The 24,649-nt window shown below is 54.5% G+C and carries 27 protein-coding genes; 3 read left to right on the top strand and 24 right to left on the bottom strand.

The annotated features are described in order from the left end of the window. Nucleotides 1-4: 4 nt before the first annotated feature. Complete coding sequence (bioB, locus tag GALF_RS01270) at nt 5-1,000, bottom strand: biotin synthase BioB (RefSeq protein WP_013292232.1); 996 nt, start codon at nt 998-1,000, stop codon at nt 5-7. Nucleotides 1,001-1,048: 48 nt separating this feature from the next. Between bioB and GALF_RS01265 the strand changes: the two genes are divergently transcribed. Further along, complete coding sequence (locus GALF_RS01265) at nt 1,049-1,771, top strand: ComF family protein (RefSeq protein WP_223293717.1); 723 nt, start codon at nt 1,049-1,051, stop codon at nt 1,769-1,771. 111 nt (nt 1,772-1,882) lie between these two features. After that, complete coding sequence (locus GALF_RS01260) at nt 1,883-3,139, top strand: HD-GYP domain-containing protein (protein ID WP_013292230.1); 1,257 nt, start codon at nt 1,883-1,885, stop codon at nt 3,137-3,139. Here the strand turns inward: GALF_RS01260 and GALF_RS01255 are convergent. From GALF_RS01255 to GALF_RS01180, 16 genes are all read right to left on the bottom strand, one after another. Then, the gene (locus GALF_RS01255; RefSeq protein ID WP_013292229.1) at nt 3,136-4,173 is read right to left on the bottom strand and encodes a tetratricopeptide repeat protein; all 1,038 of its coding nucleotides are present in this window, start codon (nt 4,171-4,173) and stop codon (nt 3,136-3,138) included. The genes GALF_RS01260 and GALF_RS01255 overlap by 4 nt on opposite strands. Next, nucleotides 4,170-5,129 (bottom strand): ExeA family protein, encoded by a 960-nt coding sequence (locus GALF_RS01250; RefSeq protein WP_013292228.1) that lies wholly within the window; start codon nt 5,127-5,129, stop codon nt 4,170-4,172. Before GALF_RS01250 ends, GALF_RS01255 begins: the two co-directional genes overlap by 4 nt. Nucleotides 5,130-5,163: 34 nt before the next feature. Then, nucleotides 5,164-6,885 (bottom strand): secretin N-terminal domain-containing protein, encoded by a 1,722-nt coding sequence (locus tag GALF_RS01245; protein ID WP_013292227.1) that lies wholly within the window; start codon nt 6,883-6,885, stop codon nt 5,164-5,166. Next, the gene (locus GALF_RS14735) at nt 6,882-7,346 is read right to left on the bottom strand and encodes a hypothetical protein (protein WP_013292226.1); all 465 of its coding nucleotides are present in this window, start codon (nt 7,344-7,346) and stop codon (nt 6,882-6,884) included. Before GALF_RS14735 ends, GALF_RS01245 begins: the two co-directional genes overlap by 4 nt. Beyond that, a complete protein-coding gene (locus GALF_RS01235) occupies nt 7,331-7,987 on the bottom strand; it encodes a hypothetical protein (protein ID WP_013292225.1) in 657 nt (218 codons plus the stop codon). Before GALF_RS01235 ends, GALF_RS14735 begins: the two co-directional genes overlap by 16 nt. Then, the gene (locus GALF_RS01230; RefSeq protein ID WP_013292224.1) at nt 7,984-8,580 is read right to left on the bottom strand and encodes a PilN domain-containing protein; all 597 of its coding nucleotides are present in this window, start codon (nt 8,578-8,580) and stop codon (nt 7,984-7,986) included. The genes GALF_RS01235 and GALF_RS01230 overlap by 4 nt, the downstream gene beginning before the upstream one ends. After that, entirely contained in the window at nt 8,580-9,533 is a 954-nt protein-coding gene (pilM, locus tag GALF_RS01225; protein WP_013292223.1) for a type IV pilus biogenesis protein PilM, read from the bottom strand. Before pilM ends, GALF_RS01230 begins: the two co-directional genes overlap by 1 nt. A 79-nt stretch (nt 9,534-9,612) precedes the next feature. Next, complete coding sequence (locus GALF_RS01220) at nt 9,613-13,248, bottom strand: DUF6701 domain-containing protein (protein WP_013292222.1); 3,636 nt, start codon at nt 13,246-13,248, stop codon at nt 9,613-9,615. A 10-nt stretch (nt 13,249-13,258) separates the two neighbouring features. Then, the gene (locus tag GALF_RS01215) at nt 13,259-13,675 is read right to left on the bottom strand and encodes a mannose-sensitive agglutinin (MSHA) biogenesis protein MshP (protein WP_013292221.1); all 417 of its coding nucleotides are present in this window, start codon (nt 13,673-13,675) and stop codon (nt 13,259-13,261) included. After that, nucleotides 13,672-14,586 carry a prepilin-type N-terminal cleavage/methylation domain-containing protein gene (locus GALF_RS01210; protein WP_013292220.1) on the bottom strand — a complete coding sequence of 305 codons (915 nt, stop codon included), beginning with the start codon at nt 14,584-14,586 and terminating at the stop codon, nt 13,672-13,674. Before GALF_RS01210 ends, GALF_RS01215 begins: the two co-directional genes overlap by 4 nt. Beyond that, nucleotides 14,586-15,020: a hypothetical protein gene (locus GALF_RS01205; RefSeq protein ID WP_150102547.1), complete on the bottom strand. Its 435-nt coding sequence runs from the start codon at nt 15,018-15,020 to the stop codon at nt 14,586-14,588. The genes GALF_RS01210 and GALF_RS01205 overlap by 1 nt, the downstream gene beginning before the upstream one ends. Nucleotides 15,021-15,144: 124 nt before the next feature. After that, complete coding sequence (locus tag GALF_RS01200; RefSeq protein ID WP_013292218.1) at nt 15,145-15,621, bottom strand: type II secretion system protein; 477 nt, start codon at nt 15,619-15,621, stop codon at nt 15,145-15,147. Between the two features lie 95 nt (nt 15,622-15,716). Next, nucleotides 15,717-16,151: a type II secretion system protein gene (locus tag GALF_RS16065; protein WP_013292217.1), complete on the bottom strand. Its 435-nt coding sequence runs from the start codon at nt 16,149-16,151 to the stop codon at nt 15,717-15,719. A gap of 149 nt (nt 16,152-16,300) precedes the next feature. Next, nucleotides 16,301-16,549, bottom strand: coding sequence for a hypothetical protein (locus tag GALF_RS01190; protein ID WP_013292216.1), 249 nt, complete (start codon nt 16,547-16,549; stop codon nt 16,301-16,303). Between the two features lie 68 nt (nt 16,550-16,617). After that, complete coding sequence (locus GALF_RS01185; protein WP_013292215.1) at nt 16,618-17,844, bottom strand: type II secretion system F family protein; 1,227 nt, start codon at nt 17,842-17,844, stop codon at nt 16,618-16,620. Between the two features lie 2 nt (nt 17,845-17,846). After that, a complete protein-coding gene (locus GALF_RS01180) occupies nt 17,847-19,550 on the bottom strand; it encodes a GspE/PulE family protein (RefSeq protein ID WP_013292214.1) in 1,704 nt (567 codons plus the stop codon). 86 nt (nt 19,551-19,636) lie between these two features. On the opposite strand from GALF_RS01180, the gene trmL reads away from it, so the two are divergent. Further along, a complete protein-coding gene (gene trmL / locus GALF_RS01175) occupies nt 19,637-20,113 on the top strand; it encodes a tRNA (uridine(34)/cytosine(34)/5-carboxymethylaminomethyluridine(34)-2'-O)-methyltransferase TrmL (protein WP_013292213.1) in 477 nt (158 codons plus the stop codon). On the opposite strand, the gene GALF_RS01170 is transcribed toward trmL, so the two are convergent. From GALF_RS01170 to GALF_RS01140, 7 genes are read right to left on the bottom strand one after another with little or no spacing between them, the layout of a single operon-like run. Beyond that, nucleotides 20,103-21,095, bottom strand: coding sequence for an NAD(P)H-dependent glycerol-3-phosphate dehydrogenase (locus GALF_RS01170; protein WP_013292212.1), 993 nt, complete (start codon nt 21,093-21,095; stop codon nt 20,103-20,105). The genes trmL and GALF_RS01170 overlap by 11 nt on opposite strands. Further along, nucleotides 21,092-21,544 (bottom strand): SH3 domain-containing protein, encoded by a 453-nt coding sequence (locus GALF_RS01165; protein ID WP_013292211.1) that lies wholly within the window; start codon nt 21,542-21,544, stop codon nt 21,092-21,094. The genes GALF_RS01170 and GALF_RS01165 overlap by 4 nt, the downstream gene beginning before the upstream one ends. Continuing rightward, nucleotides 21,544-22,005 carry a protein-export chaperone SecB gene (secB, locus tag GALF_RS01160; protein ID WP_013292210.1) on the bottom strand — a complete coding sequence of 154 codons (462 nt, stop codon included), beginning with the start codon at nt 22,003-22,005 and terminating at the stop codon, nt 21,544-21,546. Before secB ends, GALF_RS01165 begins: the two co-directional genes overlap by 1 nt. 15 nt (nt 22,006-22,020) lie before the next feature. After that, nucleotides 22,021-22,278 (bottom strand): glutaredoxin 3, encoded by a 258-nt coding sequence (grxC, locus tag GALF_RS01155; RefSeq protein ID WP_041938160.1) that lies wholly within the window; start codon nt 22,276-22,278, stop codon nt 22,021-22,023. Then, on the bottom strand, nt 22,278-22,694 hold the full coding sequence (locus GALF_RS01150; RefSeq protein ID WP_050752567.1) for a rhodanese-like domain-containing protein: 417 nt from the start codon (nt 22,692-22,694) through the stop codon (nt 22,278-22,280). The genes grxC and GALF_RS01150 overlap by 1 nt, the downstream gene beginning before the upstream one ends. Further along, entirely contained in the window at nt 22,669-24,438 is a 1,770-nt protein-coding gene (locus tag GALF_RS01145) for a PglL family O-oligosaccharyltransferase (protein ID WP_013292207.1), read from the bottom strand. Before GALF_RS01145 ends, GALF_RS01150 begins: the two co-directional genes overlap by 26 nt. After that, nucleotides 24,432-24,644, bottom strand: a complete 213-nt coding sequence (locus GALF_RS01140; RefSeq protein ID WP_013292206.1) for a YgaP family membrane protein — start codon at nt 24,642-24,644, stop codon at nt 24,432-24,434. Before GALF_RS01140 ends, GALF_RS01145 begins: the two co-directional genes overlap by 7 nt. Between the last annotated feature and the right edge of the window lie 5 nt (nt 24,645-24,649).

The raw sequence follows: 24,649 nt of genomic DNA, 5'->3' as shown, positions 1-24,649 counted from the left end.
GGTTTTAATGTTTATCCGCAAACGGATACATGCCGAGTTTGTCCATCAACGCGCGATCGCGCTCGACCTCCGGATTGCCGGTAGTCAATAGCTGTTCGCCATAAAAAATTGAATTGGCGCCTGCCAGAAAACACAAGGCCTGAATTGCATCCGACATCGCTTGCCGTCCGGCAGATAATCGCACGCGCGCAGTCGGCATGGTGATGCGCGCAACCGCAATGGTGCGCACAAAATCCAACGGATCGAGTTCGGCGGCATCGGCCAGCGGCGTACCCTCGACCTTGACCAGATTATTGATCGGCACGCTTTCAGGATAAGGGTTCAGGTTCGCCAGCTGCGCGACCAGTCCTGCGCGTTCGGTCAGACTCTCCCCCATCCCGACGATGCCGCCGCTGCACACATGCATCCCTGCCCGGCGCACACGCTCCAGCGTATCCAGCCGGTCCTGATAGTCTCGCGTGCTGATGATGTCGCCGTAAAATTCAGGCGAGGTATCCAAATTGTGGTTGTAGTAATCCAAACCGGCCGCTCGCAACTGCTCGGTCTGCGCATCATTCAACATACCCAACGTTGCGCAGGTCTCCATCCCGAGCCCCCGCACCGCCTGAACCATATCGACCACGCTCAACATGTCGGCCTCTGACGGTTCGCGCCAGGCAGCCCCCATGCAGAACCGGTCGGCGCCCGCCGCTTGCGCGGCTTTTGCTGCCTCAATTACCGCATCTAACGCCAGCATCTTGCGGTCTTCCACGCCCGTCGAATGAAACGCCGACTGAGGACAATAGCCGCAGTCCTCCGAGCAACCGCCCGTTTTAATCGACAGCAAGGTGGAGAGCTGCACCTGATTCGGATCGAAATGTTCGCGGTGTACCTGCTGAGCGCGGTAGAGCAAGTCGGCAAACGGCAGCGCGAACAGCGATTCAACCGCCTCGACGCTCCAGCGTTCAGGCGTTGCGGTTCTTTTAACGGGATGGTGAAAGGCGATGGTCTGAGTATTCATAGAGTATGATGCGCATGTAGAGTAGCAGCTGCGTATCATCCAAGAAAGGTGCACGCCTTGTCAATTTTAAACACGCTCAAACTAAACAGCCGCTTAAAATTTGATCAGATCTTGCCTGCTCAACCCTGCGTATTGTGCGGCACAATGAGCCATGCGGGACTTTGGTGCACAGCGTGCGATTATGAGATGCCCTATTTTGACGCACCCCATTGCCCGGTTTGTGCGCGTAACACACCGGACGGTTCACTGTGCGGTCACTGCCTGACCCATCCGCCCGCTTTTCATCACACGCTTGCCGTCTTTTCCTATCAATTTCCGATCGACCAACTGATTCAATCACTGAAATATCATAGCCAACTCCCACTGGCACCCATGCTTGCCAAAAAGCTGCTCGACCGAATAGACGAAATACCCGACTTAGTCATCCCAATGCCACTGCATCCTGTCAAACTTAAAGATCGCGGTTTTAATCAGGCAAGCCTCATCGCAACTCCAATTGCACGAAAGCTTGGCGTTCCTTTGAATGAGACTGCCTGCCATCGGCTACGCAACACCCCCTCGCAAACCTCGCTCCCCTGGTGTGAACGCGAACGCAATGTGCGTGACGCATTTGACTGTACGCTCGACTTATCCGGCAAACACATTGCGCTGGTGGACGATGTTCTCACTAGCGGCGCCAGCATGAACGAACTGGCACGGGCCGTGCAAAAATGGGGCGCAAACAAAATCAGTGTCTGGGTTGCAGCCCGAGCGACATCAAATTTGCGCTGACATACAAAATCCAGCAATAAGATACTTATTAGGGATTTCCCTATTTTGTGCGAGAATTGCTACGCTATATTTAACATTGCGCGGGCAATTTCATGGACACGAAGGAATCCGATGTCAAAATTCAGCATCAATTTGCATGAAGCCGTCTACTCGCTGTCCAACGCGCTTGATCTGGTGGGGGTCACACACATTCATCATGGCAAGCATGTCGCCTACATGGCGACTGAGTGCGGGAAAAAGCTGGGCTGGCAAGGGGCTCGTATGGATGACCTGTTTCAGGCCGCCATTTTGCATGACAGCGGCGTGTCCAAGACGGTGATACACCAGCGGCTTGCGCAATTTGAATGGGAAGATGAAATTGATCATTGCAAATCCGGCGCAAAACTGCTCTCCACTTGCCCGCTGCTGGCCAAATTAGCCCCCATCGTTCGCCACCACCACACGCACTGGTCAGAACTGAAAGATCTCGACCTCCCCATGGAAGTCAAACTTTCCGCCAACTGCATTTATATGGTTGATCGCGTGGATGTCCTGGCGCTGGGATTTTTAGTCGATCAATCCAACCTGCTGCTGGGGCGAGAGGAAATTCGCCAGAAGATATTCACTAAACGCGGAGAGTGGTTTTGCCCCGAGCTTGTCGATGCCTTCATGGAAATATCGCGATCAGAGGCATTTTGGCTGCTGCTGGAAAACGAACAAGTCAACGGCTATGTCTCCGTGTGGCTCGCAGAAACCCAATCACGTGAAATGGACTTTGAAGAACTGCGCAGCATCGTGTCTATCTTCTCTTATATCGTAGATGCCAAGAGTTCCTTTACGAAGGAGCATTCTGACGGCGTTGCCAGACTGGCAAGATACTTAGGCGGCCTGTTCAACCTGTCAAATGAAACCTGTGAAATGCTCGAACTGGCAGGTTTGCTGCATGACATCGGCAAACTCAGGCAGCCGGATGAACTGCTGGACAAAGCTGGCAAACTGACCGATGAAGAATATGCGCATATTCAAAGGCACAGCTTTGACACCTATATCATTCTCAAAGATATCCGCGGTCTTGAAAAAATTACCGCATGGGCTGCTCAACACCACGAACGCGTGGATGGATCAGGCTACCCTTACCACCTGGGTGACAGCGGAATTTCACTCGAAGCACGCATCGTTGCGGTCGCCGATGTTTTTCAGGCACTCGCGCAAAAACGCCCCTACCGAGATCCGCTGAACCCTGATGCGATCATGGAGATACTCAACGAGATGGTCGATGATAAGAAACTTGATCGCAGCGTTGTGATCTGCGTAGACCAGCACCTGCAAGACTGCTGGCTCGCCGCAGTCGGAGGCGACAAAGTGCCAAAATTCGACACGATTGCTTAAAGCGACTTAATTTTTTGCTGCACAAAGGCTTGCAACTCAGCGCTCAATGTTTTGCTGGACAGGGCACGCAGGAAAGCCTCTTTCGCCTCGTCATTTTTGCCCAGCGCCTGCAATGAAATCCCGCACCCCATCAGCCAGACACCCGAATTAGGCGATGCCTTGAGTGCCACCTGATAATGCTCCACCGCCTCTTTGTGCCGTGCACGGCGCTGCAACAGTGCTGCATAAAAGGCTTGGTAATCAGCCTGTTGTACCGCATACGGCAACGTTAAGGCTAGCGTCGCAATCGCCTGATCCAGTTCGCCCCGCTGCACCTGCAAGCGCGCCAGCAACATAGCATACCCGCTGTTAGCGGGCCTGATTTTCAGTCCTTCCTGCAGCACCTGCTCCGCACCCGTGTTGCGCTTACTCTCCAACAACAAGCTGACCAGCGAATGTCGCGCCGCATCGAACCCCGCATCCATGCGCAAGACGGCCTCCAACCCCGCCTGGGCTTCGATGCTTCTGCCCTGTTGCATATAAACGGTGGCCTTGTGAAATTCGGCTTCGGCCTGCTGCCTTAAGCTGACTTGCTTGACCGCCCCCGGCAGGTTAGCATCGGGCACGGCAGGGGCCACTGCTTTGAGAGCAGGCGGCGCGGCAGCCCGTTTTGCCAGGGGCATCGTTTTAACCTGCGGTGCGGCTTGTTTTTCCGGCTGAACTTTAGGCACCATAACAGCCTGCTTTATCGGCTGAACTTTAGGCGCCACAACAGCCTGCTTTTCCGGCAAAATTGCTGCCGGCTTAATTGCTGATATTGCAGGGATAACCGGTGCAACCGGTAGCACTTTAGCCACAACAGGCTGTTTTGTAATTAAAGACGGCCCATTGACGCCCCGCCAGAGCAAGGCCGCAAGAATCACGAGTAATCCCGCTAACAAAACAAATTGAACCCTCCGGTATTTGTTACTGGCATGAACCGTGCGCAACTGTCCGGTCGCAACAGTCACCCCCCGCTGCTCCAAACCATTGAGCATCTGATTAATGACGCTCATCTGAGCAAGACCAGTCCACTTACCACAACCAGCAATACAGCAATGACGGCCCCCGCTTTTAATCCCAGCGCAAACCAGTCGCGCCGTGACTCGGGCGTATCGGCCGCTGCCACCCCGATGTGCCTGGCACTCACATGCTGCTGGCCCTCGCCATAGGCCAGCATCAGGGCTTTATGCGCAATGATATTCACCAGCCTCGGCGTCCCCTTGGTGACACGGTGCAATTTAGCAATAGCCGCCATATCAAACAAAGTGTCGCCGGCAAATCCCGCCACCCGCACCCGATGCCGCACATATCGATCCAACTCATCAGGCAGCAAACCGCGCAATTCATACTGAAAACTGATGCGCTGACGCAACTGACGGATTGAATATTGCGCGAGATGGGCATTCAATTCCGGCTGACCGAACAGCACCACTTGCAGCAGTTTGCGCTTTTCTGTTTCCAGATTAGTCAGCAGGCGCAGCACTTCGAGGGTAGGCAGGGGCAGCGCCTGCGCCTCATCCAGACACACCAGCGCACGCTGGCCGTAACGCGCGCAATCGAGCAGCGCATTGGTCAAGCCCTTCATCAGCTGATGCTGATCGCTATCCTTGTCGAGCGGCACACGAAATTCATCGGCTAACGCCAGCAGCAGGCTTCTGGGTTCCAGATAGGGATTCGGAATGTAGGCGGTAATGAAATTCTGCCCGGCGACTGCGCTTGCCGCCTGATCCTGAGTGCCGATCGGCGTAGTGGATTGCATCCCCTCGTTGAGGGTAGCCAAAAACTTGCGGCACAGCATGGTCTTGCCATTGCCCACCTCACCCGTGATCTTGATAAACCCCTCGCCGTTGTGCGCCGCCACCAGCAAGGTATTGAGGGCCTCCTGATAACTGGAACAGGCGAAAAAAAAGCTGGTGTCAGGCGTCAGACCAAAAGGCGCCTCATGCAAACCGAAGTGCTTTAAATACATAGGAGCGCTACAGACAGTAAACCGTTCAAAACCCTCATTTGGTTTTGCGGCTCAGATTTTCGACGCGATCTCGACTGCGCGCAATATCATCCGACCAGTCACGGTCTGAATCAACCACGGTAGGCTTAAGCAAAATGACCAGCTCGCGCTTGCTCGACACTTTGCTGGTTTGGCCGAATATCGATTTGGAAAGTCCCGGCAGACCCGACTCGCCATTCGTCGAGTCCTGACGCATCAAACCGCCAATCGCGACGATCTGCCCATCGCGTGCGCGCACGATACTGTCCGTCTCAGAAATCGAGCTGGAAGCCATCGGCAGGGTATAAGTCCCTGTCGTCGCGCCCAGATTCAACACCTTATTCACCGTGGTCACCGAACTGATGGACGGGTGCACATGTAAAATAATCTCGTTGTTTTCATCGATTTTTGGCGTTACATCCAGCACAATCCCTGAGAAAAACGGCTGCGTTTTAATCGTAGGCGCGGTTCCTGCCACATTGACAGTGGCCTGTGACCCTCCGGAAATTTCTGTGACAAAAAACTCATCGGTGCCGACTTTCAACACCGCTTTCTGGTTGTTTAACGTCGAGATGCGGGGACTGGACAGCACATGCACATCGCCTTGTGACTCCAAAAAATTGAGCAACAAGGCAAAGCTGCTGGTCTGGAAAGCCAGACCAAACAAAGACCCTGTGCCAGCCGCATTAGGCAGCAGGCTCGCACCCGGCAATGCGCTAAGTGCCGCACTTGAAATATCCGTCGCGCCCACACCTGCCGTTGCCGGATTCAACACACTGCCAGCACCGCCGACACCAACGGATGAAAAGCTGTTTAAACCATTTTTAAATGCGCCCCAATTCACACCCGACTGAAAACTATCGTTGAGCTGCACATCGATGATTTTCGCTTCAAGTATCACCTGCCGTTCAACGGAGATCTGCGATGCCTTTAAAAACGCGGTGACATTTCTAATTTCATCGGGCAAAGCTCGGATGACAATCACACCGGACATCGGGCTGACCGACAGGCTGCGATCTGCAGGCAGGCGCGCACCTTTACCGTCAGATGCATCCTTGCCACCCAAAATGAGCCTGAGTGCCTGCGCCAGTTCCTCCCAGAAATCCGATTTACTCTTCATGGAAACTTTGCTGGTATCTGTACTGGCCGCCCCATATTGATACTGGGACGATGACTGACCGACATTCGCATTGGCCTGCGCTTGCGCGCTGGCATTACCGACATTATCTGAAACAGAACTGGATTTCACCCGCAATGAGGATGACCCTTCGCGCAATCCGGTCAGGTAATTCACCTGAAAAATACGCGTCTGCAAAGTCAGCGGCTGCACAAAAATACGCGTGCCATCGAGCTTATAGTCATAACCGTACATTTCCTTGACCGCTTCGAGCGCATCGAACACGGTGACATCTTTCAAGTTCAGTGAAATATTGCCTGTCACATCAGGATGCACCAGCATGCTGTAGCGCGTTCCAGATACGATCGCCATAAATACCTGACTCGCGGGGGTATTATTAACGGACAGATCAAACTTAGTCTCCAAGGGCTTGCTATCGGTCTTAAGCATCGCGGCATCCAACTGCGGCAACAACGCCTCATTAACGGCGTCGTCCTTGCTCGGTTGCACGGCTTGATTCATTTCCTGCCGAATTGAATCCACTGTCTGATTGTGGCTCTTATTGGCCGCACAGCCGCTTAACAGCAAAAAACCTACGAAAAACACCCCGATTTTCTTCATTTTTTATCCCCGTTTGAGACCTTCTTGTCGGTCTGCACTGGTGGCGCATCATTTTTGGTCTTGCTTATCGTCACATCGGGAAACAACATCAGCACTTGCTTCCCCTTACTCGTTTTTAATACCACATTCATCGCGTTCACTTCGATGAGCCTAGCCTCCCCCACGCGCCCACCGATTTCAACGGTTTGACCGTCAATGATCGCAGCGCGCCGATTTTTGGCAATGAGGATGGACTGCAGACCGGGTTCCAGTTTTGTCTCTACGCGCACCGACTCGTCAACGGGCGTCGAGACGCTGACAGGCGGACGGGTCGGGTCGGCGAGTTCTTCGGCAACCGACGCAAAAGATAAACCAATGAACAACAGCCCCAATAAGTAAGCCGTCCAATTTCTCCATTCGAGGCCAACGAGAAACGACTCGCACCCCGCGACCAACTGTGCGCGACTCATACCGTCAACCATGTTTTATCCAGACTCAGCGTATAAACGGTCAAAGTCAGCAGCGAATCCGGATGTTTGGCAACGGACAAACTCACTTCACCCCAAAACATCTGAATCGGCATGGTTTCCAGCGCCGTCAAATAGCGCAGCAAATCCAGATAGTCACCGCGCACAGTAATCTGCACACCGTGCTTATAGACGGGAGGCGCTGCTGTTTTAGCATCTGTTTTTTGCTCAAGCAACAAGCTCAGCGGCAGAGTCTTCAATTCGACCAACTGTAATTTATCGTTGCGACTCAACACCTGCTCGAGCAACGCTGCCATCTTGGCGGGATCAACCAGTCTCGCGCTGCGCTCTTTAAGAAAATTTTCATTTTCCTGAAGTTGCGCCTTCAACTCGCTGATACGAACGCGCAATGGAGAGTGTTGAATATCTTGCTTGGCTTGCAAAATAGCCTTTATGGCTTGCTGCAAATTGTTCGTCTCCTGTTCCTGCTGCGCCATCTGCTGCGAAATGGTTTTTTGCCTGACCAACAGAGGATCAAGCATAAGCGCGTTCAATAGCAAAATCAGCAAGCCTACCGCGACTGAAAAAATCATGGCACGCTCACGCGTCGACATTGCGTCAACCTTGGTGCGCGTCAACTCCCAATATTTTTTCATAGTTGACTATCCGGCGCGGTAAACAGGGTAAATTCCAAATACTTGGCCTCTTTGGCCGGTTGCATTTGCAAGTTTGAAAAACTTTTGCCATGCATGATGCTTTCATGACTGAGCTTTTGAATATAGGCCGGCACCGATTCCGGCGCGAGCGTGCCGCCGCTCAAGGTAATTTCAGCCGAGTTCACCTTAAAACCTGTCAGCCAGAGTCCGGGCACCACCTGCCTTGAAAAGGCACGCATATACTCCGAAAAACCGCTGGTATTGCTCACCTGACCTTCACGCAGTGTGTCCGTCAGCGACCTCGCCTCTTCGGCCTTTTTTTCCAGCTGCTGTAATTCACTCTGGAGTAATTCATTGGTTTTCTGAGGAGAAAATCCGGCAGAATAACCGGCTAATGCGCTCTGTTCGACATTGAGCCTCGCCAAAACCTGCGCGGCCTGCTTGTCCAACTCACGAACCTGATACAGAGCATAACCGTACAAAATCAACGCACCTACAAAAATGACCGCTAATCCCTGCAACATGGTTACCAGTGAGAAATGCGTTTCCTGCTTGAGAAAATCAGGATTGAATAGATTGATCTGCTGGCTCATCAGGCGCGCCTCTCCTGGCGCAAAGCCGCACCCAACGTTGGCAGCACCATCGCGGCAAACTCACTGTCAGCCATCGCGGGCACTGCGCTGATATCCAGCACTTGCGACAGATCAACGCCTTCTACCGCCATGCCCACCGTTGAAACCAAATAATCCAACAGCCCCGAATCTTCCGGTGCACTCAGCAACACACGACTTAGCGATAAATGGTTGAACTGCCGATCGAAGTAATCGAGTGAACGCTGCAACTCCAACTCGACCCGGTCACGATATTGTTCGCGCAGCGCTTCATTTGCATCACGCAACTGAGGCAGCGTGATCTCGATGCGACGGGACAAATACAGCTCGCCATCCGCGGTAAAGGTCAGCAAACCTCCCAGCTCGTCGAACGCCAGCAGCGCCAGCGCACGATCAGATTGCTCAAACAAACGAGCCACATTGCGCTGTGCAGTTTCCGGAATCTCAATAATGCTCAGCGCAAGCTTTGCCTGCTCAAACAAGGCCATACGGGTTTTAATTGTTTCATTGGGCACTGCAATGGCAAACAGGGATTGATTATGTTCAGGCCGGTTTTTGTTGACAGGGATGCGCAATACATCCACCGCAGCATCATCAACCGAGTAGGCCAGACTATCCTTAATTTTCCAGCGCATCGCCGTTTTTAGCTCATTGTCAGGCACATTAGGCGCCTCCATCAACATGATCTGGTACTCGCCGGCGGCAAGCAAGGTCGTACAAGCCTCATTCCCCAGATCCGATTCTCGCCTCAGTCGTTCCAGATACGCCACAGTAACGGCGGAATTTTCATGGTATTCACAACGCAACACACGCGGAATTTCGGCATCGAATGACAACTGAATCAGGAATACGCCGTGCGACGTCAGACCGACCGCCAGCCAGCCAGCATCGCGCGGCTTGGCTTTGAGGAACGAAGTGATGGACGGAATCTTCATAAGTACGCGAAGTTAATTTAGCAAGTGCCTGTTGTCAATGATTATCCGCATATATTCTCCATTACCGGCCTCATTATCCTCAACGCCCGCGCCTTCCCCGATAAATGAACACCGGATTCCCGCCATATACGCCAAATGTCGCCCGCGCACGACCCGGCAGCGGAAGATAAGCCGGAGAGGCAAGATCAATATCAACGCTGCCATTCCCCCCCATTCCCGGGGCTGACAGTCCGACCACACCTTGACCATTGCTGATCACGGGATTGGTCAGCGTAGTTTTAGCCGCATTGAGATTAAGCTGATAATTGCTAAGCGCGAGGGTCAACGCCGTAATATGATCATCCACGCTGGTCACATAGGCGGTGCCGTCCCAATACTCAATGAAAACCGGCAGTGACAAGGCGAGCAACTCCGACCCATACGCATTGACAATACGACTCCGACCATAGCGAAATGCCGCCTGACCAAGCAGCGCATGATCATTACCCGCCACAGCATCCGTATCCAGATCATAACAGTCAGCCACAGCAGGATTATTGCAGACAGTACCGATATCGGACTCTACTGCCGCCCCATCGCTGTCGAGCGGCGCAATGCCAATATCGACCGCATCGTATACGCCATCGGCCGACGCCCCGCGGCTAATCGTAAACGGCACGGTAATTTCGGCCTGCGCCTGAGATCCTGCCCCGCCCGGCTGTGAAAAACAAGGAGTCGTTCCACAGCTCACCACCGGCATACCGGCATTGCTGATGCGCGACGTCAGATAGCTTGGCGTCGTCAAATCAATCGCCGCGAGATTTAGATTGGCAAAAATAGTCGGGTCGAGTTTTGCATAGTTGTTCGCCGCCGTTGTCGAGTTCTGATAGTTCTGCGAGGGCACGCCGTGCAGACTCGTCGGCACCAGAATAAACGAGGCATCCATCTGTTCACCCATGTAGGTATAGGCAGGGCACGGCGTCACCTCGTCCGAGATCAGTAAGCCTGCATCGCAAATATCGGTGCGATTGTCCAGCAGCGGATTTTGCAGCGCAAATTTCGCCAGTGTAAAGCGCCCGATATTTCCGGACGTCGTGCCGACCACCTCACCCACGCCCAAATAATCGGAGTCGCCCACGTGCGGCGTCACCGTAATGACCCCAACCTCATCCCAGGCGAAATTATTTCCCACCGCCACCCCGCCGGTAAACGCGCCGAAAGTCGGAAATTGCACACCCGTCATATCGCAAGCTGTCACACTGGCCGGATCGGCACAGGTAATCGCGATATTGTGGCCGCCTGCCGGCGACACCAGCGCGTTCGAGAGTTTCACGTGTTCGGGCGTCACTTCATGCCCGTAATTGGGCGTAGCCCCCCCTTGAGCATTGACCGCAGTCACTCTGACCGAGAAGGCTTCGCCGGATTTGACGAACCCCGCACCCGTTGCATCGGCCGCACCCGGATTGGCAAAATTGTCACGCACGCGCTTGATATTGGACAGCACAAAGCCCGCCGGCTTGACCACAAACGGGATACTTTCGCTGATGATGCTGGACGGGGTATAACGCAAATACAGCGTAATGCGGCCGACATCCGGATAGTTCAGCGTAAAAGGCGCCAGTGAATTGGCGTTGAAATTCAATGAGACGGCTTTATATGTGTTCGCCGTTGCCGGATCCGAACCATTCTGCAACCCGGTTGATAATACCGTACTGGAGGTCACTGCCGTACCTGCGGCATTGTAGGCATTGATAGTTACTGCAGGACTCTGACAGGTTGTAGGGTCCAGACATTCAAAGGCGATGTCCACGCTTTTAGCGACATTGTTAAACGCGTTGCCACAACTCGCGCTGGTCGCCTTCAGGTAATAAACTGGCGACGTCGCGCCTGCCACCTGATCCATATTGCTCACTGCGATACCCGCTGCATTAGCGACGGTAAAACCGCCGCCTGCGAATAGAATGGTATTCGACAATTCGGCAGCCATCGTATTGGCCGTCAAGGACGCTCCCGTCGCATTATCCGACACACCGAGGGTGATGCTGCCAGAACTCGTATGCATCAACCCCAGCGTCGCCGACGTCTCTCCCGCAGCATAAGTGTAAGTCGCCCGCCCGTCATTGCCCGTACCATTTGAGAGACTCCCCGTACCGGACACGATACTCCAGTCGCCCTTGCCGCTCGAGGTGGAGAGTTTAATGGCGCCGCCGCCCCCCGTCGGCGCGCCGTGTGCCGCCGTATGCGGCGTAATCGTCACATTGGAAAGCGTGCAGGTCGAGCCAATGTTAGCGGCAGAAATCGCGACGTGATCCACACCGGTCGCCGCATAATCGACCCGCACCTGTATGAAATCGACCGATACAGAGCGGTTCGTATTGGATTTGGTACTGGTATTTTTTGCCGCGAACGCAACGCCGAAAGTCGACAGCTTAAAATCGCTATCGGTCCAGGTCGTCCCCCACAGACTCGTCATGCCGCCATGCATTTCTGCCACATCGGCCTTCGTGTAATTAGTGGTGGTCGCACCGTTCAATGTTGTACTGAGGGTACCGGCCTTGACCAGATAGACAAAGGCGTCGCGTATCGTGCCGCCATCGGTCTTGCGGGTTACATACACGGTAATGCCGCTGATCGCGGCCCCTACCGGAATCGCCGCAAAATCAAATCCGGTACATTTCAGATAGTTAGTCGTGGTGTTTTTCACGACATTCCCGGCGATGGAATGCACGGTATCGGCGGCCTGCGCATTCCCCGGATTCGTCCACGCCCTTGTCCCGACCCCGGTCAAATTGGTGCAAGACGTCGGACTGGATATCACAAACCCCGCACCGGCCTTGGTCACACAGGGATTGCTGCCCGTGACGGTAAAGCCGTGCGGACAGGCCACACCGGTGCCAGCCAGGTTGTAATAAGTTTTGTTGAGTGGCGAAATCGGCACGGCTGGCGAGGTATAGGTGACGGTATTGCCAGTGGCCGATGCGCTCAGCACCCCCACGGTGGAGGTCGCCGTCACGGTCAGACTCGAGTTTGCCCCCTGCGTCCACGCATTTGTCGCGGACTTTTGTTTAATGGATTTGAGACTAACGCTGCCATTATTGGTCACTTTTGCAGTTTTACTGCTGAAATCGGCAGCAGACACACCGGCATTGATCACACCGGTGGCACCGATCACCGTGCTGTCGGCATAAATACGCAGGAAAGTCGTGTTCGCCGCATCGATCGTTGAATTGATCGTCCCGTTGATAGTCAACACCGAAGCCGCCACGGTCTTTCCCGCATCATTACGTCCGGCATATAGACGCGATGATCCGGAAAAATTCAGCACAGCCCCTGCGGCAATTTGCGGTGCGCTGCCTGAGGTATATAGCCGGGTGCCTGAATAGGTGCCGCTGCCGGAAATCACCGCTGCAGCGCCGGTGACATCCATGTTGCCATCTCCCGAAATCGTGCCGTTGTTAGTCAATGCGCCGGTGAGCGTCAGCGTATTTCCGGCGTCAGCCAGTATCGCACCCGCATTCACCGTCAGCGATGAGGAGGTATAACGCGCGTCCAAAGTAACCGTAAAGGGGGCCGCCAACACGATTGTATCGGTACTCGCTGGCACTTTCCCACAGTTCCAGGTCCCGGAGCTGCCCCAGCGTCCATTCGCACGACTGGTACACGTGGCGGCCTGAACCACCGTCGAGAACATCAACCCTGCCAGTATCCACAACACCCGTTTATTCAAGTGATTCATTTTTACTCCGCTATTGCACAAGCTTAGCCGTGGCGACCTGCTCCACGTAATTCACATCACCCGGTGCGCCCGCTGTTTTGGCAACCGACGAAACCGCATAGACCCAAAGCGTGGCAGTCCCCTCAACATACGAAGCTGCCGAGCAACTCACCGTCACCGCGAACGGCGCGAGCAGGTTATCTGTAAAGGATACCGCCGTCATCGCAGGACATCCGGCAGTCCAGGCAACTGAGGACAGCGCAACATGGTAGGCCGCCACCTCGATCCCGGCCAGCGCCGCCTGATAACCGCGCGCTGCCATGGCATCCACGGCCTGACTTTGATTCTGCGTGGTAGACAAGGTTACTGCAAAAGTACCCAGCGCTGCGATTACCACCAGCAAAAAAATCGCCGTAATCAAAGAAAAACCTTTTTGCAATTTTTTCATGGCATATTACTCACATGAATCTCCTGATACAGGCTCACGCTCTCGCCCCCCGATGTCAGCGTCAGGCGCACGCCCAGCAAGCCCATGCGCTGATTAGCCGCCGTGTAATCGATGCTGCATCCACTCACCTTATCGGCCAGGATCGCACGTGAACCTGTCAGCACACTAGGGCTTGCCTGCACCGGATTGAAACCGTACCCCCAATGCCGCACCAGACTTGCCTGACCATGACCACTTGAATCGAGCGCACCCAAAGTTCCTTCACAGGCATACGTCACCGCCTGCTGCGCGCCATCCACCACATCGAAGCGCTGGCTGCTCAAGCGGGCAAACGAAGGAAATTTCGTCGGCGTAATCACCACATTCGATTGTGTGCCGGCCGCTCCGGCATAAGCGCGCAACACGCCTGATGTCGTCGCGTCATAGGCAGGCGCGCCATCCGACTGCGTGCTACCGATCACAATATAGTCATTTGCAGCAAAGCTCATCGGTGAGCCGATGACGTCAAAACTACTGTCCGCGCCGCTAAAATCCAGCACATCGCCCACCCCGGAGGCAGGATCGCTCATATCCTGTGCCACACGGTAACGCCCGACATCTTTCGTTGGCATGAATTCGAGGCAGGGCGTCGCCCCGCACCCCGCTACCCGCACGCTATTAGCAACCGCGATGCTGATGTCACCGGCCAGACGGTAAAAAGCCGTATCAGCGATATTGGTGAGGTCTGCCCGCCGCGCCACATCCATGTACTGCTGCACGGGCCATTTGAGAAACACCGCCACCATACTGCCTATGATGCCGGTAATCACAATCACCATCACCAGCTCGATCAGCGTAAAACCTCGACAGACGTGAGGAATGAGGAATCCCTGCCTCCTGCCTTCTGCCTCCCGCATCCGGTCTTTACGCATCAGTATGCCGCCCTGTAGCCGGTTGCGATGATCGTCGTATTATTCGGGCCGGTCACCGTCACATTGATTTGCGCCACACGTCCCGCTGGAATGCCGTTCCAAACAGCGGCTTCAGGCATGACCGATACTGTCGCGTTATATTGCGCTAAAACAGGCGATGAGGAGGTTGCATCCGCCACTGCAAAAACACCTGTCGTGGCAAATCCGTTGTAATCTCCGACCACATGATACGCGGAGGCGCGGTTCGCCTGCGTCACAGGGGAGCTTGCCACGCCGGATGCCGCAATAAAGTCCTGCAACTCGATCTCTTCGAGCAGAGAATACGCTGCCGCCATGGCCTGCTTGCGAATCAGAGGATCCGCGCTACCTTTACTGGTTTGATTCATCACCAGCAAGATCCCCGCCAGCGCAGAGCTTACGATTACGATAAACATGATCAGTTCGATCAAACTCGCACCTAACTGAGAAACCAGGAGCGAGGATTGCGAATTCAGGATTGAGGAAACCCCGACTCGCGGCTCACCCCGCGATCCGCGATCCCCGATCCTCAATCCGGCCTTAGTGAACATAGCCTGTTTCCGCCTCGACAATGACCGGTGTGGCATAGCCGCTCACCGCAATGCTTTGCGCAGCGCTCGGACGACCCAGCGTATCAAAATAAAAAGACGTTGCCCCGCTCAGCACCACACCGCCGGGAGCTGTCAAAACATAAGGGGATTTTCCGTCAGGACTGCTCATATTGCCGCCCGGGCAAGTGGCTACGGTATGTGCAGTGCCGGGAGCTACGGCGTCATAGCTTAGCGTGACGCTGTCGGTCGCAAAAGCCACACAAACAAAATGATTCTGCGCTGCGGCCACTTTCTGTGCATAACTCAGCGTAGCCTTGAGCTGGTCGGCAAAACCGCGTGACTGAAAGACGCTGGTGCCGAAAAAGCGCGGGACAGCCACCGCCGCCAGGATACCGATCAGCACCATGACCATCACCAGTTCAACCAGCGTAAAGCCTTTGGACAACTTAGGTTTAGCAATCGACATTCATCAACCCGATAGCTGTTTCATGTTTTAAGACGATCCTTAATAAAACAGGGGAGCAAGCTCCCCTGTTTTATTACCCGGCACTACTGAACTGCTTAACAGCCAGAGTTTGTCGGCACAATGGTCGGTGCAGCACCTGCGGCGGCTTCCGTATAAGTGACCTGGCATGAAGCTGGCGTTGTTGCACCCGTTACCTGTATCGTCGTCGTCGTACCCGATGTGGTCACCGTGTAACCCGCCCCCAGCCCAGCCACGGTCGCAATGCTGGCAGCAGCAGGATAATACTGAACCATCGTAACCGTGGTCCCTTCTGCGGTAACGCTACTGGCGGCCGCCATGGAACCGGCAAGCGACGCGCTGTGTGTCATATTGGCTGCTGAACGGATTGCCCCTTCGGCACTCGCCAGAGTCGCTTTGCGGGCATCGCCAGACAGGTTTACAAACTTAGGCAAGGCAACCGCTGCCAGAATACCCAGAATAACAATCACCATTACCAACTCGATCAGTGTAAAACCCGCTTGCTTCTTCATTGTTGCGCTCCTGATTAGTCGAGGCAAAACCTCGTAGTTATTTATGCCCTTGCCGACTTTTTTGTCAGACTTTGCGAACTATAAGGGAAATACGATGCGCCGACAACTGCCATCCACTGCCTTGCAAATTCTACAAAAAATATCAGCGGCTAAGTCACATCGTCCGCACTGGTCACAATCGTCACTTGATCGGTTTTTTCGCTATCCGGTTCCGGCCTTAGCACCGACGGGAAGGATACGATGCGCTGACCATCGCGAAGCCGCTGCGATTCCTTGAGCAACTGAACAATCATATAGGCATTTTCCACATCCGGCACCAGCGCCAGCGTCTGAGAATCCCGCTCCGACACGAGACAGATGCGGTAAAACTGCTTTTGGATCCGGTGATATTGACGCATTAAACAAGCCTCCTAATAGTGCTCCTGATTATACATAATTCCTGATTCCTGATTCCTGATTCCTATTTTTAATGCATCGCCGCTTTGCCCAGATCCCACATCGGCAGGAAGACACCCAACGCGAGCACCAACACTAGCGCCCCCAGAGAGACGATCAAAATAGGCTCGATCTTGGAACTCAGCGTAGAGACTTCATATTTAACTTCCTGCTCATACATGTCCGCGACTTCCGCCATCAATCCGTCCAGATCCCCTGTCTCTTCACCGACCGCGATCATCTGCAGCACGATCGGGTTAAACACACCGGCTGCAACAGCCGTGCGCAGTATGCTTTCGCCGCGCTCGATACCCTCGCGCATCGCTTCAATACGGCTGCGCATGAATTCGTTGTCAACCACCATGCCGACCACATTCATGCCCTGCAGTATCGGCATTCCGCTCTTGAACGTGAGTGCCAGACTGCGAGCAAAACGCGACAAGGTGGCCTTAAAAATGATAGGGCCTACAATGGGCAGTTTTAATTTGTAGCGATCCCAGTTGTAACGCCCCGCCTTAGTATTGATGTAATACCGGAAGCCTGTCACCGCCCCCGCCAGCATCAGCATCAGCATCCACCAGTAACTCACCATAAAGGCCGAGAACCCCAGCAGCAGTTTGGTGATCGCCGGCAAATCGGCGTGAAAACCGGCATAGACTTTAGCGAAAGTCGGAATGACGAACAGGTTGATAATCACGATCGCAATGCCCATCGCGATCACCACGAACGACGGATAGCGTAAGGCCGTTGCGATGCGCTCCTTCATATCGCGCTCAAAATCCAAATACGCGTAGAGACGAATAAAGGTCTGATCGAGCATACCGGTCATTTCACCAACCTGCACCATGCTGATATAGAACATCGAAAACACCTTGGGATGCCGGCGCAATGCCGCACTGAGTTCACGACCGCTATCTAAACTATCACGCACATCCTGCAGCATCGCCGCAAACGCCGTATTCTTGGTCGACTCCTGCAACCCGGCCAGCGCCCGTAAAATCGGCACGCCCGCCTTGAGCAGCGTGTACATCTGACGACTGAACAGCATCAAGTCCATCGGCGTGATGGGCTGCTGATTAAGTTTCAACCACCAGTCCGGCGCCTGCACTGCATTTTTACCGACAAAAGGTTTGATGTCGGTGGGAGTAATCCCCATGCTGTTCAACTGATCCGCAACGGCCCCGCTGCCTTCGCCATCCAGCGAGCCTTCTACCATCCGGCCTTGCGCATTGCGGCCTTTATAGGTAAAAACCGCCACGACTAGTCTTCAACCTGATTGCTGATACGCATGACTTCGGAAACCGAGGTACGTCCCTGCAACATCTGCTGCAAGGCATGATCAACCAGCGTCTTGCCGCGCATATGCTCTGCTGCGACCGTCATAAAGTGTCCGACACTATCGTGAGCCGCAGCTTCAACCATCTCGCGCCCCATTTCCAGCATCTCGTACACCCCCATGCGGCCGTGATAGCCGGTACCGTTGCAATGTGAACAGCCCCGTCCGTGCATCAAGCGAGCGTGCTGTTCGATGCTCACCCCTTCCACTTCGAGCCACTCGCGCTCCTGAGGGGTCGGCGTATAACTCTCGCTGCAACTCTCGCAAATTCGCCGCAACAATCGCTGAGCAATCACCGCCTGCACTGAGGACGCCACCATAAAACGCTGGATGCCCATGTCGACCAAACGGAACAAGGTACCTGCCGCATCGCGGGTATGCAGCGTAGACAACACCAGATGGCCGGTCATCGCCGCGCGCAAACCGATCTGGGCAGTCTCCGCATCGCGCATTTCGCCGACCAGAATCACATCGGGATCCTGACGCAATGCCGAACGCAACACAGATGAAAAGGTCAATCCGATTTTTTCATTCACCTGAACCTGATTAATCCCCGGCAGGCGATACTCCACCGGATCTTCAACGGTGAGCAGTTTCATGTCTATCGTATTGAGTTCTGCCAGCGCAGAATAGAGCGTTGTGGTCTTACCGCTCCCGGTGGGTCCCGTCACCAGGATCATGCCGTTGCTGCGCTTTAAAATGGCGCGGAAACGCAGCAGCATGTCGGGCGGCATGCCCAACTTATCGAGACCGACCATTCCGCCGTCCTGACGCAACAACCGCATAACCACCGCCTCGCCGTACTGGGTAGGACAGGTTGCAATACGCACATCCACCCCTTGATCACGCACCCGCACATGAAAACGGCCGTCCTGCGGCAAGCGTTTTTCGGAGATATCCAGTCCGGACATCAACTTCAACCGTAACACCAGTGCCGGCGCGATTTTGTTATGCGCTTCGGTTTGCAAATGCAGCGCGCCGTCAATACGGAAGCGTATCATCAGCTTGCCCTCTTGAGGCTCAATGTGAATGTCCGATGCGCGTATCTGTGTGGCATCGTCAAACATGGTCTGCAGCAGCTTCACCACCGGTGCTTCTTCACTGCCCACCGCACTGGTCATGGATCCGAAGTCGACATAGCTATCGCCCAGCTCTTCGCTGAGCTCATGGGCTAATCCGGAGATTTCTTCGGTACGCCGGTAGCCGCGATCGATCGATTCGAGTAACTGACCTTCGGTCACAACCGCGACATCGATATCGCATTTAACGATACGGCTAATTTCATCAAAGGCGAACAGATCGGTCGGATCCGCCATCCCGACCAGCAACACGCCGTTGCGTTCCTCGAGCACGATCGCGCGAAAGCGCCGCGCCTGATTTTCCGGCAGCTTGCGCACCTGCCCGATATTGATGTTGTAATATTTGAGATTGATATAAGGAACGTGGAGCTGTTTGGCGAGCGACTCGGAAATTTTCTCTTCCGTAACGAAACCGTTATCGACCAGTACACGCCCGAGCTTGCGTCCCGTGCGTTGTTGCTCATCAAGTGCCGCTTTTAACTGATCTTGTGAGATCAATTGCTCGCTCACCAGCAAATCGCCGATGCGAACTTTCTCCGGACGCGCCATAATTCTTCCCTGAATAATTGAAACTCAACCTACGCGGGCGGAAGTTAGCCTTTTTTCCCTTCACTGACAAGACTTAACGACAATTTATGTTCCATGTAATTCTCTACCAGCCGGAAATCCCGCCTAACACGGGCAATATTATCCGACTATGCGCCAACACGGGCTGCCAGTTACACTTGATCAAACCGCTGGGTTTTACCCTCGAAGACAAGCAGTTGATCCGCGCCGGTCTCGATTACCACGAATTTGCCAACCTGCGCGTTTACGATCATTTGGAAGCGTGTTTATCGGCATTTGATGCCGGGCGTATTTTCGCACTGACGACCAAAGGCTCGCAGCCGTTTCATGAGATCCGCTATCAGCCCGGGGACGCATTTTTATTCGGTCCGGAGAGCCGCGGCCTGCCAGCCGAGGTGTTAAACCAGCTGACCACGACACAGCGCGTGCGACTGCCGATGTTGCCTGACAACCGCAGCCTGAATCTGTCTAACACCGTTGCGGTGGCGGTTTTCGAAGCCTGGCGTCAATGCGATTTTGGCGGCGCGTCGAAACTTACTGGCTAAATTCAAGACTGGCGGTGCGATTGAGCAAACTGGCGACCATCTGTGCGACGGGAACATGGTCATACAGCACGTGATAGACCGCTGCACTGATCGGCATATCAACGCTCAGGCGCGCGGCTAGGCTGTACACTTCACGCGCGGCATACACCCCTTCGGCGACATGGCCTAGCTGTTGCAAAATTTCGTCGAGCGTTTTTCCCTGCGCCAGCATAAGACCGACACGGCGGTTGCGCGACAAATCCCCGGTACAGGTCAGGATCAAATCGCCTGCGCCCGACAATCCGCTCAACGTCTCAGAGCACCCGCCCAGTTTGAGCCCCAATCTGGAAATTTCAGCAAGCCCGCGGGTCATTAACGCTGCGCGGGCATTGTTGCCCAGCCGCATGCCGTCGCACACGCCGGCCGCGATCGCCATCACGTTCTTGACTGCACCGCCGACTTCAACGCCCACCACATCGCGGCTGGCATAGACGCGCAACCTTGAATGGTGCAGCGCTTGCGCCGTGCGCTGAGAAAAGGACTCATCGTCCGATGCCAGCACCAGCGCAGTCGGCAAGCCTTGCGCGACTTCCAGTGCAAAACTGGGGCCTGACAAAACGCCGTACGGCGTGCCGGGCGGCAAAATTTTCTCGGCAACCTGATGGGGCAGCAACGAAGTTTCAGGCTCAAAGCCCTTGCATAGCCAGATAACGCCGCAGGCTAAATCCGCGCGAACCAGCCGCAAAAGCGATTCGCGCAATGCAGCCGTTGGCGCGGAGAGAATCACGAGCTCCGCACCGGCTAGCGATGCCGCAAAATCATCACTCAACTGCAACGAGTCTGGCAAGAGCACATCGGGCAGATAACGGACGTTACAGCGGGATGCCCGCATGGCCGCCACTTGTGCTGCGTCACGCGCCCAAAGCGTGACGCGATGCTGTCCGGCAAGACTGATGGCAAGCGCCGTTCCCCAGGCACCGGCCCCCATGACGGTAATATTCATTCGCCCCAAACCTCGCTGCTGCGAACAAACCCCGTTTCGCCATCCTTGTGTCGCACTTTGATCCAACCGGTGCCGGTCGATTCAAACCACTCCAGCGCCACCTGAGCCCGAACCTGACACACACGTGCTGCACCCTCATCCGGTTCAGCACGCACATCCACCAAAGGAGGAATCACGACGACGTACTTTTTGTTAGTCAGCGCATGCTTTTCCAGCCAGTACAAACCGCCCGTCCGGTCGCGCACCTTGACCCAGTTATCCAGGGTCACGATGGCTTCAAACGGCATATAGCGGCTCACGACGAACAGTTTTTTCGCCTTAAGCGACGGGGCATCGTACAAGATAGCGCTCGCCTCACCGACCGTGACATAGTCAACCGCTTGCGCCGCACCCAGTACGCACAGCAAGGTGCACAACGAGGCCAGACGCAAGACGGCGGGGTATCGCATTAGTGGGTGGTCGCCGCTGCCGCTTCAACCTGCTGTTGTTTTTGCTGCTGATACAACACATCGAAGTTGATCGGGTTCAACATGACCGGTGCGAAACCTGCGCGTACCGCCACGTCGGAGACCACTTCGCGCAAGTACGGAAACAGAATGTTCGGACACATCACGGCCAGCACCGGCTCCATTTCGACTTCCGGCAAATTGCGCAGGGTGAAAATACCGGCCTGTTTCGCTTCGATCAGGAACATGACCTTTTCGCCCACTTTAGCCGTGACGGTTGCCGTGACATTCACTTCGAACACGCCCTCATCCACGCCTTCGGCTGAGGTATGCAATTGCACTTCAATTTGCGGATTTTCGCGTTCCAGAAAAATCTGCGGCGCGTGAGGGATTTCCAGCGACAGATCCTTCACATAGATTTTGTCCATATTGAACACGGGTTGGGTGTTTGCAGCGTCAGTCATGTTATATCCTTAAAGTTAATTTGCCAGTAATGCCGTTAATGAGCCCGCCTGTTCCAGCGCTGCCAGATCATCGAAACCGCCGACATGCTGCTCGTTGATAAAAATCTGCGGCACGGTGCGCCGCCCGGTAATCTCTACCATGTGAAGACGCAATTCAGGTTGTAGATCCACACGAATTTTTTCAATTTCGGTGACCCCCTTGCGCTGCAGCAACTGTTCAGCGCGGATGCAATAGGGGCACACCTCGGTGGTGTACATCACGACCTTAGCCATTATTTTTGCGTCGGCAGATTGGCTTTTTGCCATGCCATCATGCCGCCTGCCAGGTTATAAGCCTGAGTAAATTCGTTTTTGCCCAGCGCCACGCAGGCATTACCTGAGCGGTTACCGCTGCGGCAAACCACGACTACCGGTTTGTCTTTATATTTCGCCAGTTCGCCCATGCGCTCCTTGAGCTTGCCCAGCGGAATCAGTTGCGCGTTCAATATGTGTCCGGCCTTGAATTCGGCCGGCTCACGCACATCGAGAATAAACGCATTTTTGTGGTTGATCAGTTGCAGTGCGGCATTGGTATCCACGTCCTTGATTCCGCGCACACGACTACCCAGCATCGACCAAATAATCATCACGCCACTCATCAGCGCCAGAGAAATCGGGAAAAAGTTACTTGTTATGAATTGCACTTGCATACTCCTGTTCTGTCTTGAGGGCGAATTCTAGCAGAGCGGCAAAGTGCGCGGGGTCTTTCTGGGCTAATTTGACCAGTTGCGCACGCGCCTCCTGATTGGCGGGATAAGCCCACATTGCCTGTTCATACACCCGCCGCGCCGCAAGCGCATCCCCACTTTGCGCGAGCAGGCAAGCCTGACGGTATACCACAGGCGCAATCGGAATAAAGCGCGACAGGTTCGAATTGACCGCCAGCTTCGCCGCCAGCTTCTCGTCACTTACCTCAAAATAGGCCGCCATAAACAGATCGGCATAAGGCCGTAGTAACGAGCCGTTGTGTACTTGAATCAGACCGGCCCGCGTACGTTCGAAGGCCACAGCCACGTTGCCTGAAACAGGTCGTATCGCAAGCGTATCTTTGAGTAGCTGATAGCCGCTTTTGAGCTGAATCAGCGACAACAACCCCAGTAATAATATGGCGGCCAGCGCGCCGCGCCCCACCCAGCGCATGTGCAACCGGTAGTGCGTCTCATCGAACATGCCCAGCAGGAGTGCGGCAACCGCAAGAAAATACACATACCAGAGCGGATATTCGAGCAGGCTGTGTATGGCCAGCACACCCAAGATGGCATACCCCCACCAGTGCGGGGCACTACAGACACGCCCCCCTTTAAACCAGACACCTAAGGCTGCAAACAACACCAGCAGTCCGGCGATTCCAGCTTCAGCCGCCAGCTGAAATAGCAGACTATGCGCATTGTTATACAGCCCGTTAATATTGACCTGCCGCAACTCGGGCCCTAACTGAAAGTGCTGCCAGGCGAACTGCCCGAAGCCTGCGCCCATCCACGGCGACTGTTTGAAGATCAGCCAGGCTTCATGCCACAATTGCAGACGGATGCTGCCCGACGAGGTATCTGCAACTCGCTGAAAAATATCGAAATTGCTGCCAGCCCCTTTCATAAAGGATAGTTGCACAACGCCGTGCATGAGCACGAATCCTGCCAGCAACACTACGCAATAATGCATTACAGGGCGCAACTGCGGCAGGGTCTTCATCCCGCGCCAGGCCAGCAGCAGCATGAACAATAAATACAGCCAGCTGCTGCGCGAGCCGCTCAGCGTCAAGACAAACAACAGGGGCAGCGCCAGCGCCAGTACGAAACCTGCCGGCAATTTACGCTGCCCGAACAGCACACCCAGCGAAATTAGTCCCAGCGTGATGTAGCTGGCGAAATGATTGGGTTGCGCAAGATTACCGTACACGCCGGTTGAGACTTTCATCACCACCACAGAGTCGAACCAGCTGTGCCAGCGGTAGTGCTGCAATATGCCGATCAACGCACTGAGTTCCGCCCCGACCAGCAAAAATCCCGCCAGTACAACAGCCAGAAATTCCAGTCCAAACACCTCGCGCAACCTCGCACCCAGCATCATCAGCAGCAGAGTGAACAGTAGATATAACAGGTAGAGCAAGGACTGGTCGAAATACGCCATCATCCCCAAGGATGATTGCAGCAACACTAGCGCGATCAGGAACGCGGGCAATTGCACGATGCGCGGCAGGCGGGGCGCTTGCCAATAATCGCCTGTGAGCAGCAAGGTGAGCGAGAGCACGCCCATCAGCGCACTCAACCACTCCTGTTCAAACGTGGTGAGTGGATATTGGTGACGATAATGCAGAAAAGGCAAAACCCACATCAATCCGGCCAGAGCCAGACTGATGTGGGTTAAGTTAAAAGAAGACTGCCTGCTTGTTAGCAAGAACCGCCTTTAACCCCGAATTTAGCGAGAATATTGTTCAACGGACAGAACGAAGTAAACCCGCTCTGAAACAGGTTCAGACCCACAAAACCGGTAAACCACAAGAAATTTTTAGCCACAAAAATCGGGCTGCCTTCAACGCCCAGCGCCAGCGACAACATGACAAAGGTACCGGCTACGATGCGAATAATGCGTTCTGCGTTCATGCGTT

Origin of the sequence: Gallionella capsiferriformans ES-2 (genome assembly GCF_000145255.1) — a bacterium.
In the GTDB taxonomy this organism is placed as follows: domain Bacteria; phylum Pseudomonadota; class Gammaproteobacteria; order Burkholderiales; family Gallionellaceae; genus Gallionella; species Gallionella capsiferriformans.
This window is presented reverse-complemented; position numbering and strand designations above follow the sequence as displayed.

Coding starts and splice junctions, on each gene's coding strand:
- GALF_RS01235 (WP_013292225.1), bottom strand. CDS start 7,987: ATGAAAAAATATTGGGAGTTGACGCGCACCAAGGTTGACGCAATGTCG.
- trmL (WP_013292213.1), top strand. CDS start 19,637: ATGTTCCATGTAATTCTCTACCAGCCGGAAATCCCGCCTAACACGGGC.
- GALF_RS01205 (WP_150102547.1), bottom strand. CDS start 15,020: ATGTTTATCGTAATCGTAAGCTCTGCGCTGGCGGGGATCTTGCTGGTG.
- GALF_RS01215 (WP_013292221.1), bottom strand. CDS start 13,675: ATGAAAAAATTGCAAAAAGGTTTTTCTTTGATTACGGCGATTTTTTTG.
- GALF_RS01250 (WP_013292228.1), bottom strand. CDS start 5,129: ATGTATTTAAAGCACTTCGGTTTGCATGAGGCGCCTTTTGGTCTGACG.
- GALF_RS01165 (WP_013292211.1), bottom strand. CDS start 21,544: ATGCGATACCCCGCCGTCTTGCGTCTGGCCTCGTTGTGCACCTTGCTG.
- bioB (WP_013292232.1), bottom strand. CDS start 1,000: ATGAATACTCAGACCATCGCCTTTCACCATCCCGTTAAAAGAACCGCA.
- GALF_RS01260 (WP_013292230.1), top strand. CDS start 1,883: ATGTCAAAATTCAGCATCAATTTGCATGAAGCCGTCTACTCGCTGTCC.
- GALF_RS16065 (WP_013292217.1), bottom strand. CDS start 16,151: ATGAAGAAGCAAGCGGGTTTTACACTGATCGAGTTGGTAATGGTGATT.
- GALF_RS01210 (WP_013292220.1), bottom strand. CDS start 14,586: ATGCGTAAAGACCGGATGCGGGAGGCAGAAGGCAGGAGGCAGGGATTC.
- GALF_RS01170 (WP_013292212.1), bottom strand. CDS start 21,095: ATGAATATTACCGTCATGGGGGCCGGTGCCTGGGGAACGGCGCTTGCC.
- GALF_RS14735 (WP_013292226.1), bottom strand. CDS start 7,346: ATGGTTGACGGTATGAGTCGCGCACAGTTGGTCGCGGGGTGCGAGTCG.
- GALF_RS01200 (WP_013292218.1), bottom strand. CDS start 15,621: ATGTCGATTGCTAAACCTAAGTTGTCCAAAGGCTTTACGCTGGTTGAA.
- GALF_RS01190 (WP_013292216.1), bottom strand. CDS start 16,549: ATGCGTCAATATCACCGGATCCAAAAGCAGTTTTACCGCATCTGTCTC.
- GALF_RS01245 (WP_013292227.1), bottom strand. CDS start 6,885: ATGAAGAAAATCGGGGTGTTTTTCGTAGGTTTTTTGCTGTTAAGCGGC.
- GALF_RS01220 (WP_013292222.1), bottom strand. CDS start 13,248: ATGAATCACTTGAATAAACGGGTGTTGTGGATACTGGCAGGGTTGATG.
- GALF_RS01150 (WP_050752567.1), bottom strand. CDS start 22,694: ATGCAAGTGCAATTCATAACAAGTAACTTTTTCCCGATTTCTCTGGCG.
- GALF_RS01140 (WP_013292206.1), bottom strand. CDS start 24,644: ATGAACGCAGAACGCATTATTCGCATCGTAGCCGGTACCTTTGTCATG.
- GALF_RS01180 (WP_013292214.1), bottom strand. CDS start 19,550: ATGGCGCGTCCGGAGAAAGTTCGCATCGGCGATTTGCTGGTGAGCGAG.
- GALF_RS01255 (WP_013292229.1), bottom strand. CDS start 4,173: ATGAGCGTCATTAATCAGATGCTCAATGGTTTGGAGCAGCGGGGGGTG.
- pilM (WP_013292223.1), bottom strand. CDS start 9,533: ATGAAGATTCCGTCCATCACTTCGTTCCTCAAAGCCAAGCCGCGCGAT.
- grxC (WP_041938160.1), bottom strand. CDS start 22,278: ATGGCTAAGGTCGTGATGTACACCACCGAGGTGTGCCCCTATTGCATC.
- GALF_RS01230 (WP_013292224.1), bottom strand. CDS start 8,580: ATGAGCCAGCAGATCAATCTATTCAATCCTGATTTTCTCAAGCAGGAA.
- secB (WP_013292210.1), bottom strand. CDS start 22,005: ATGACTGACGCTGCAAACACCCAACCCGTGTTCAATATGGACAAAATC.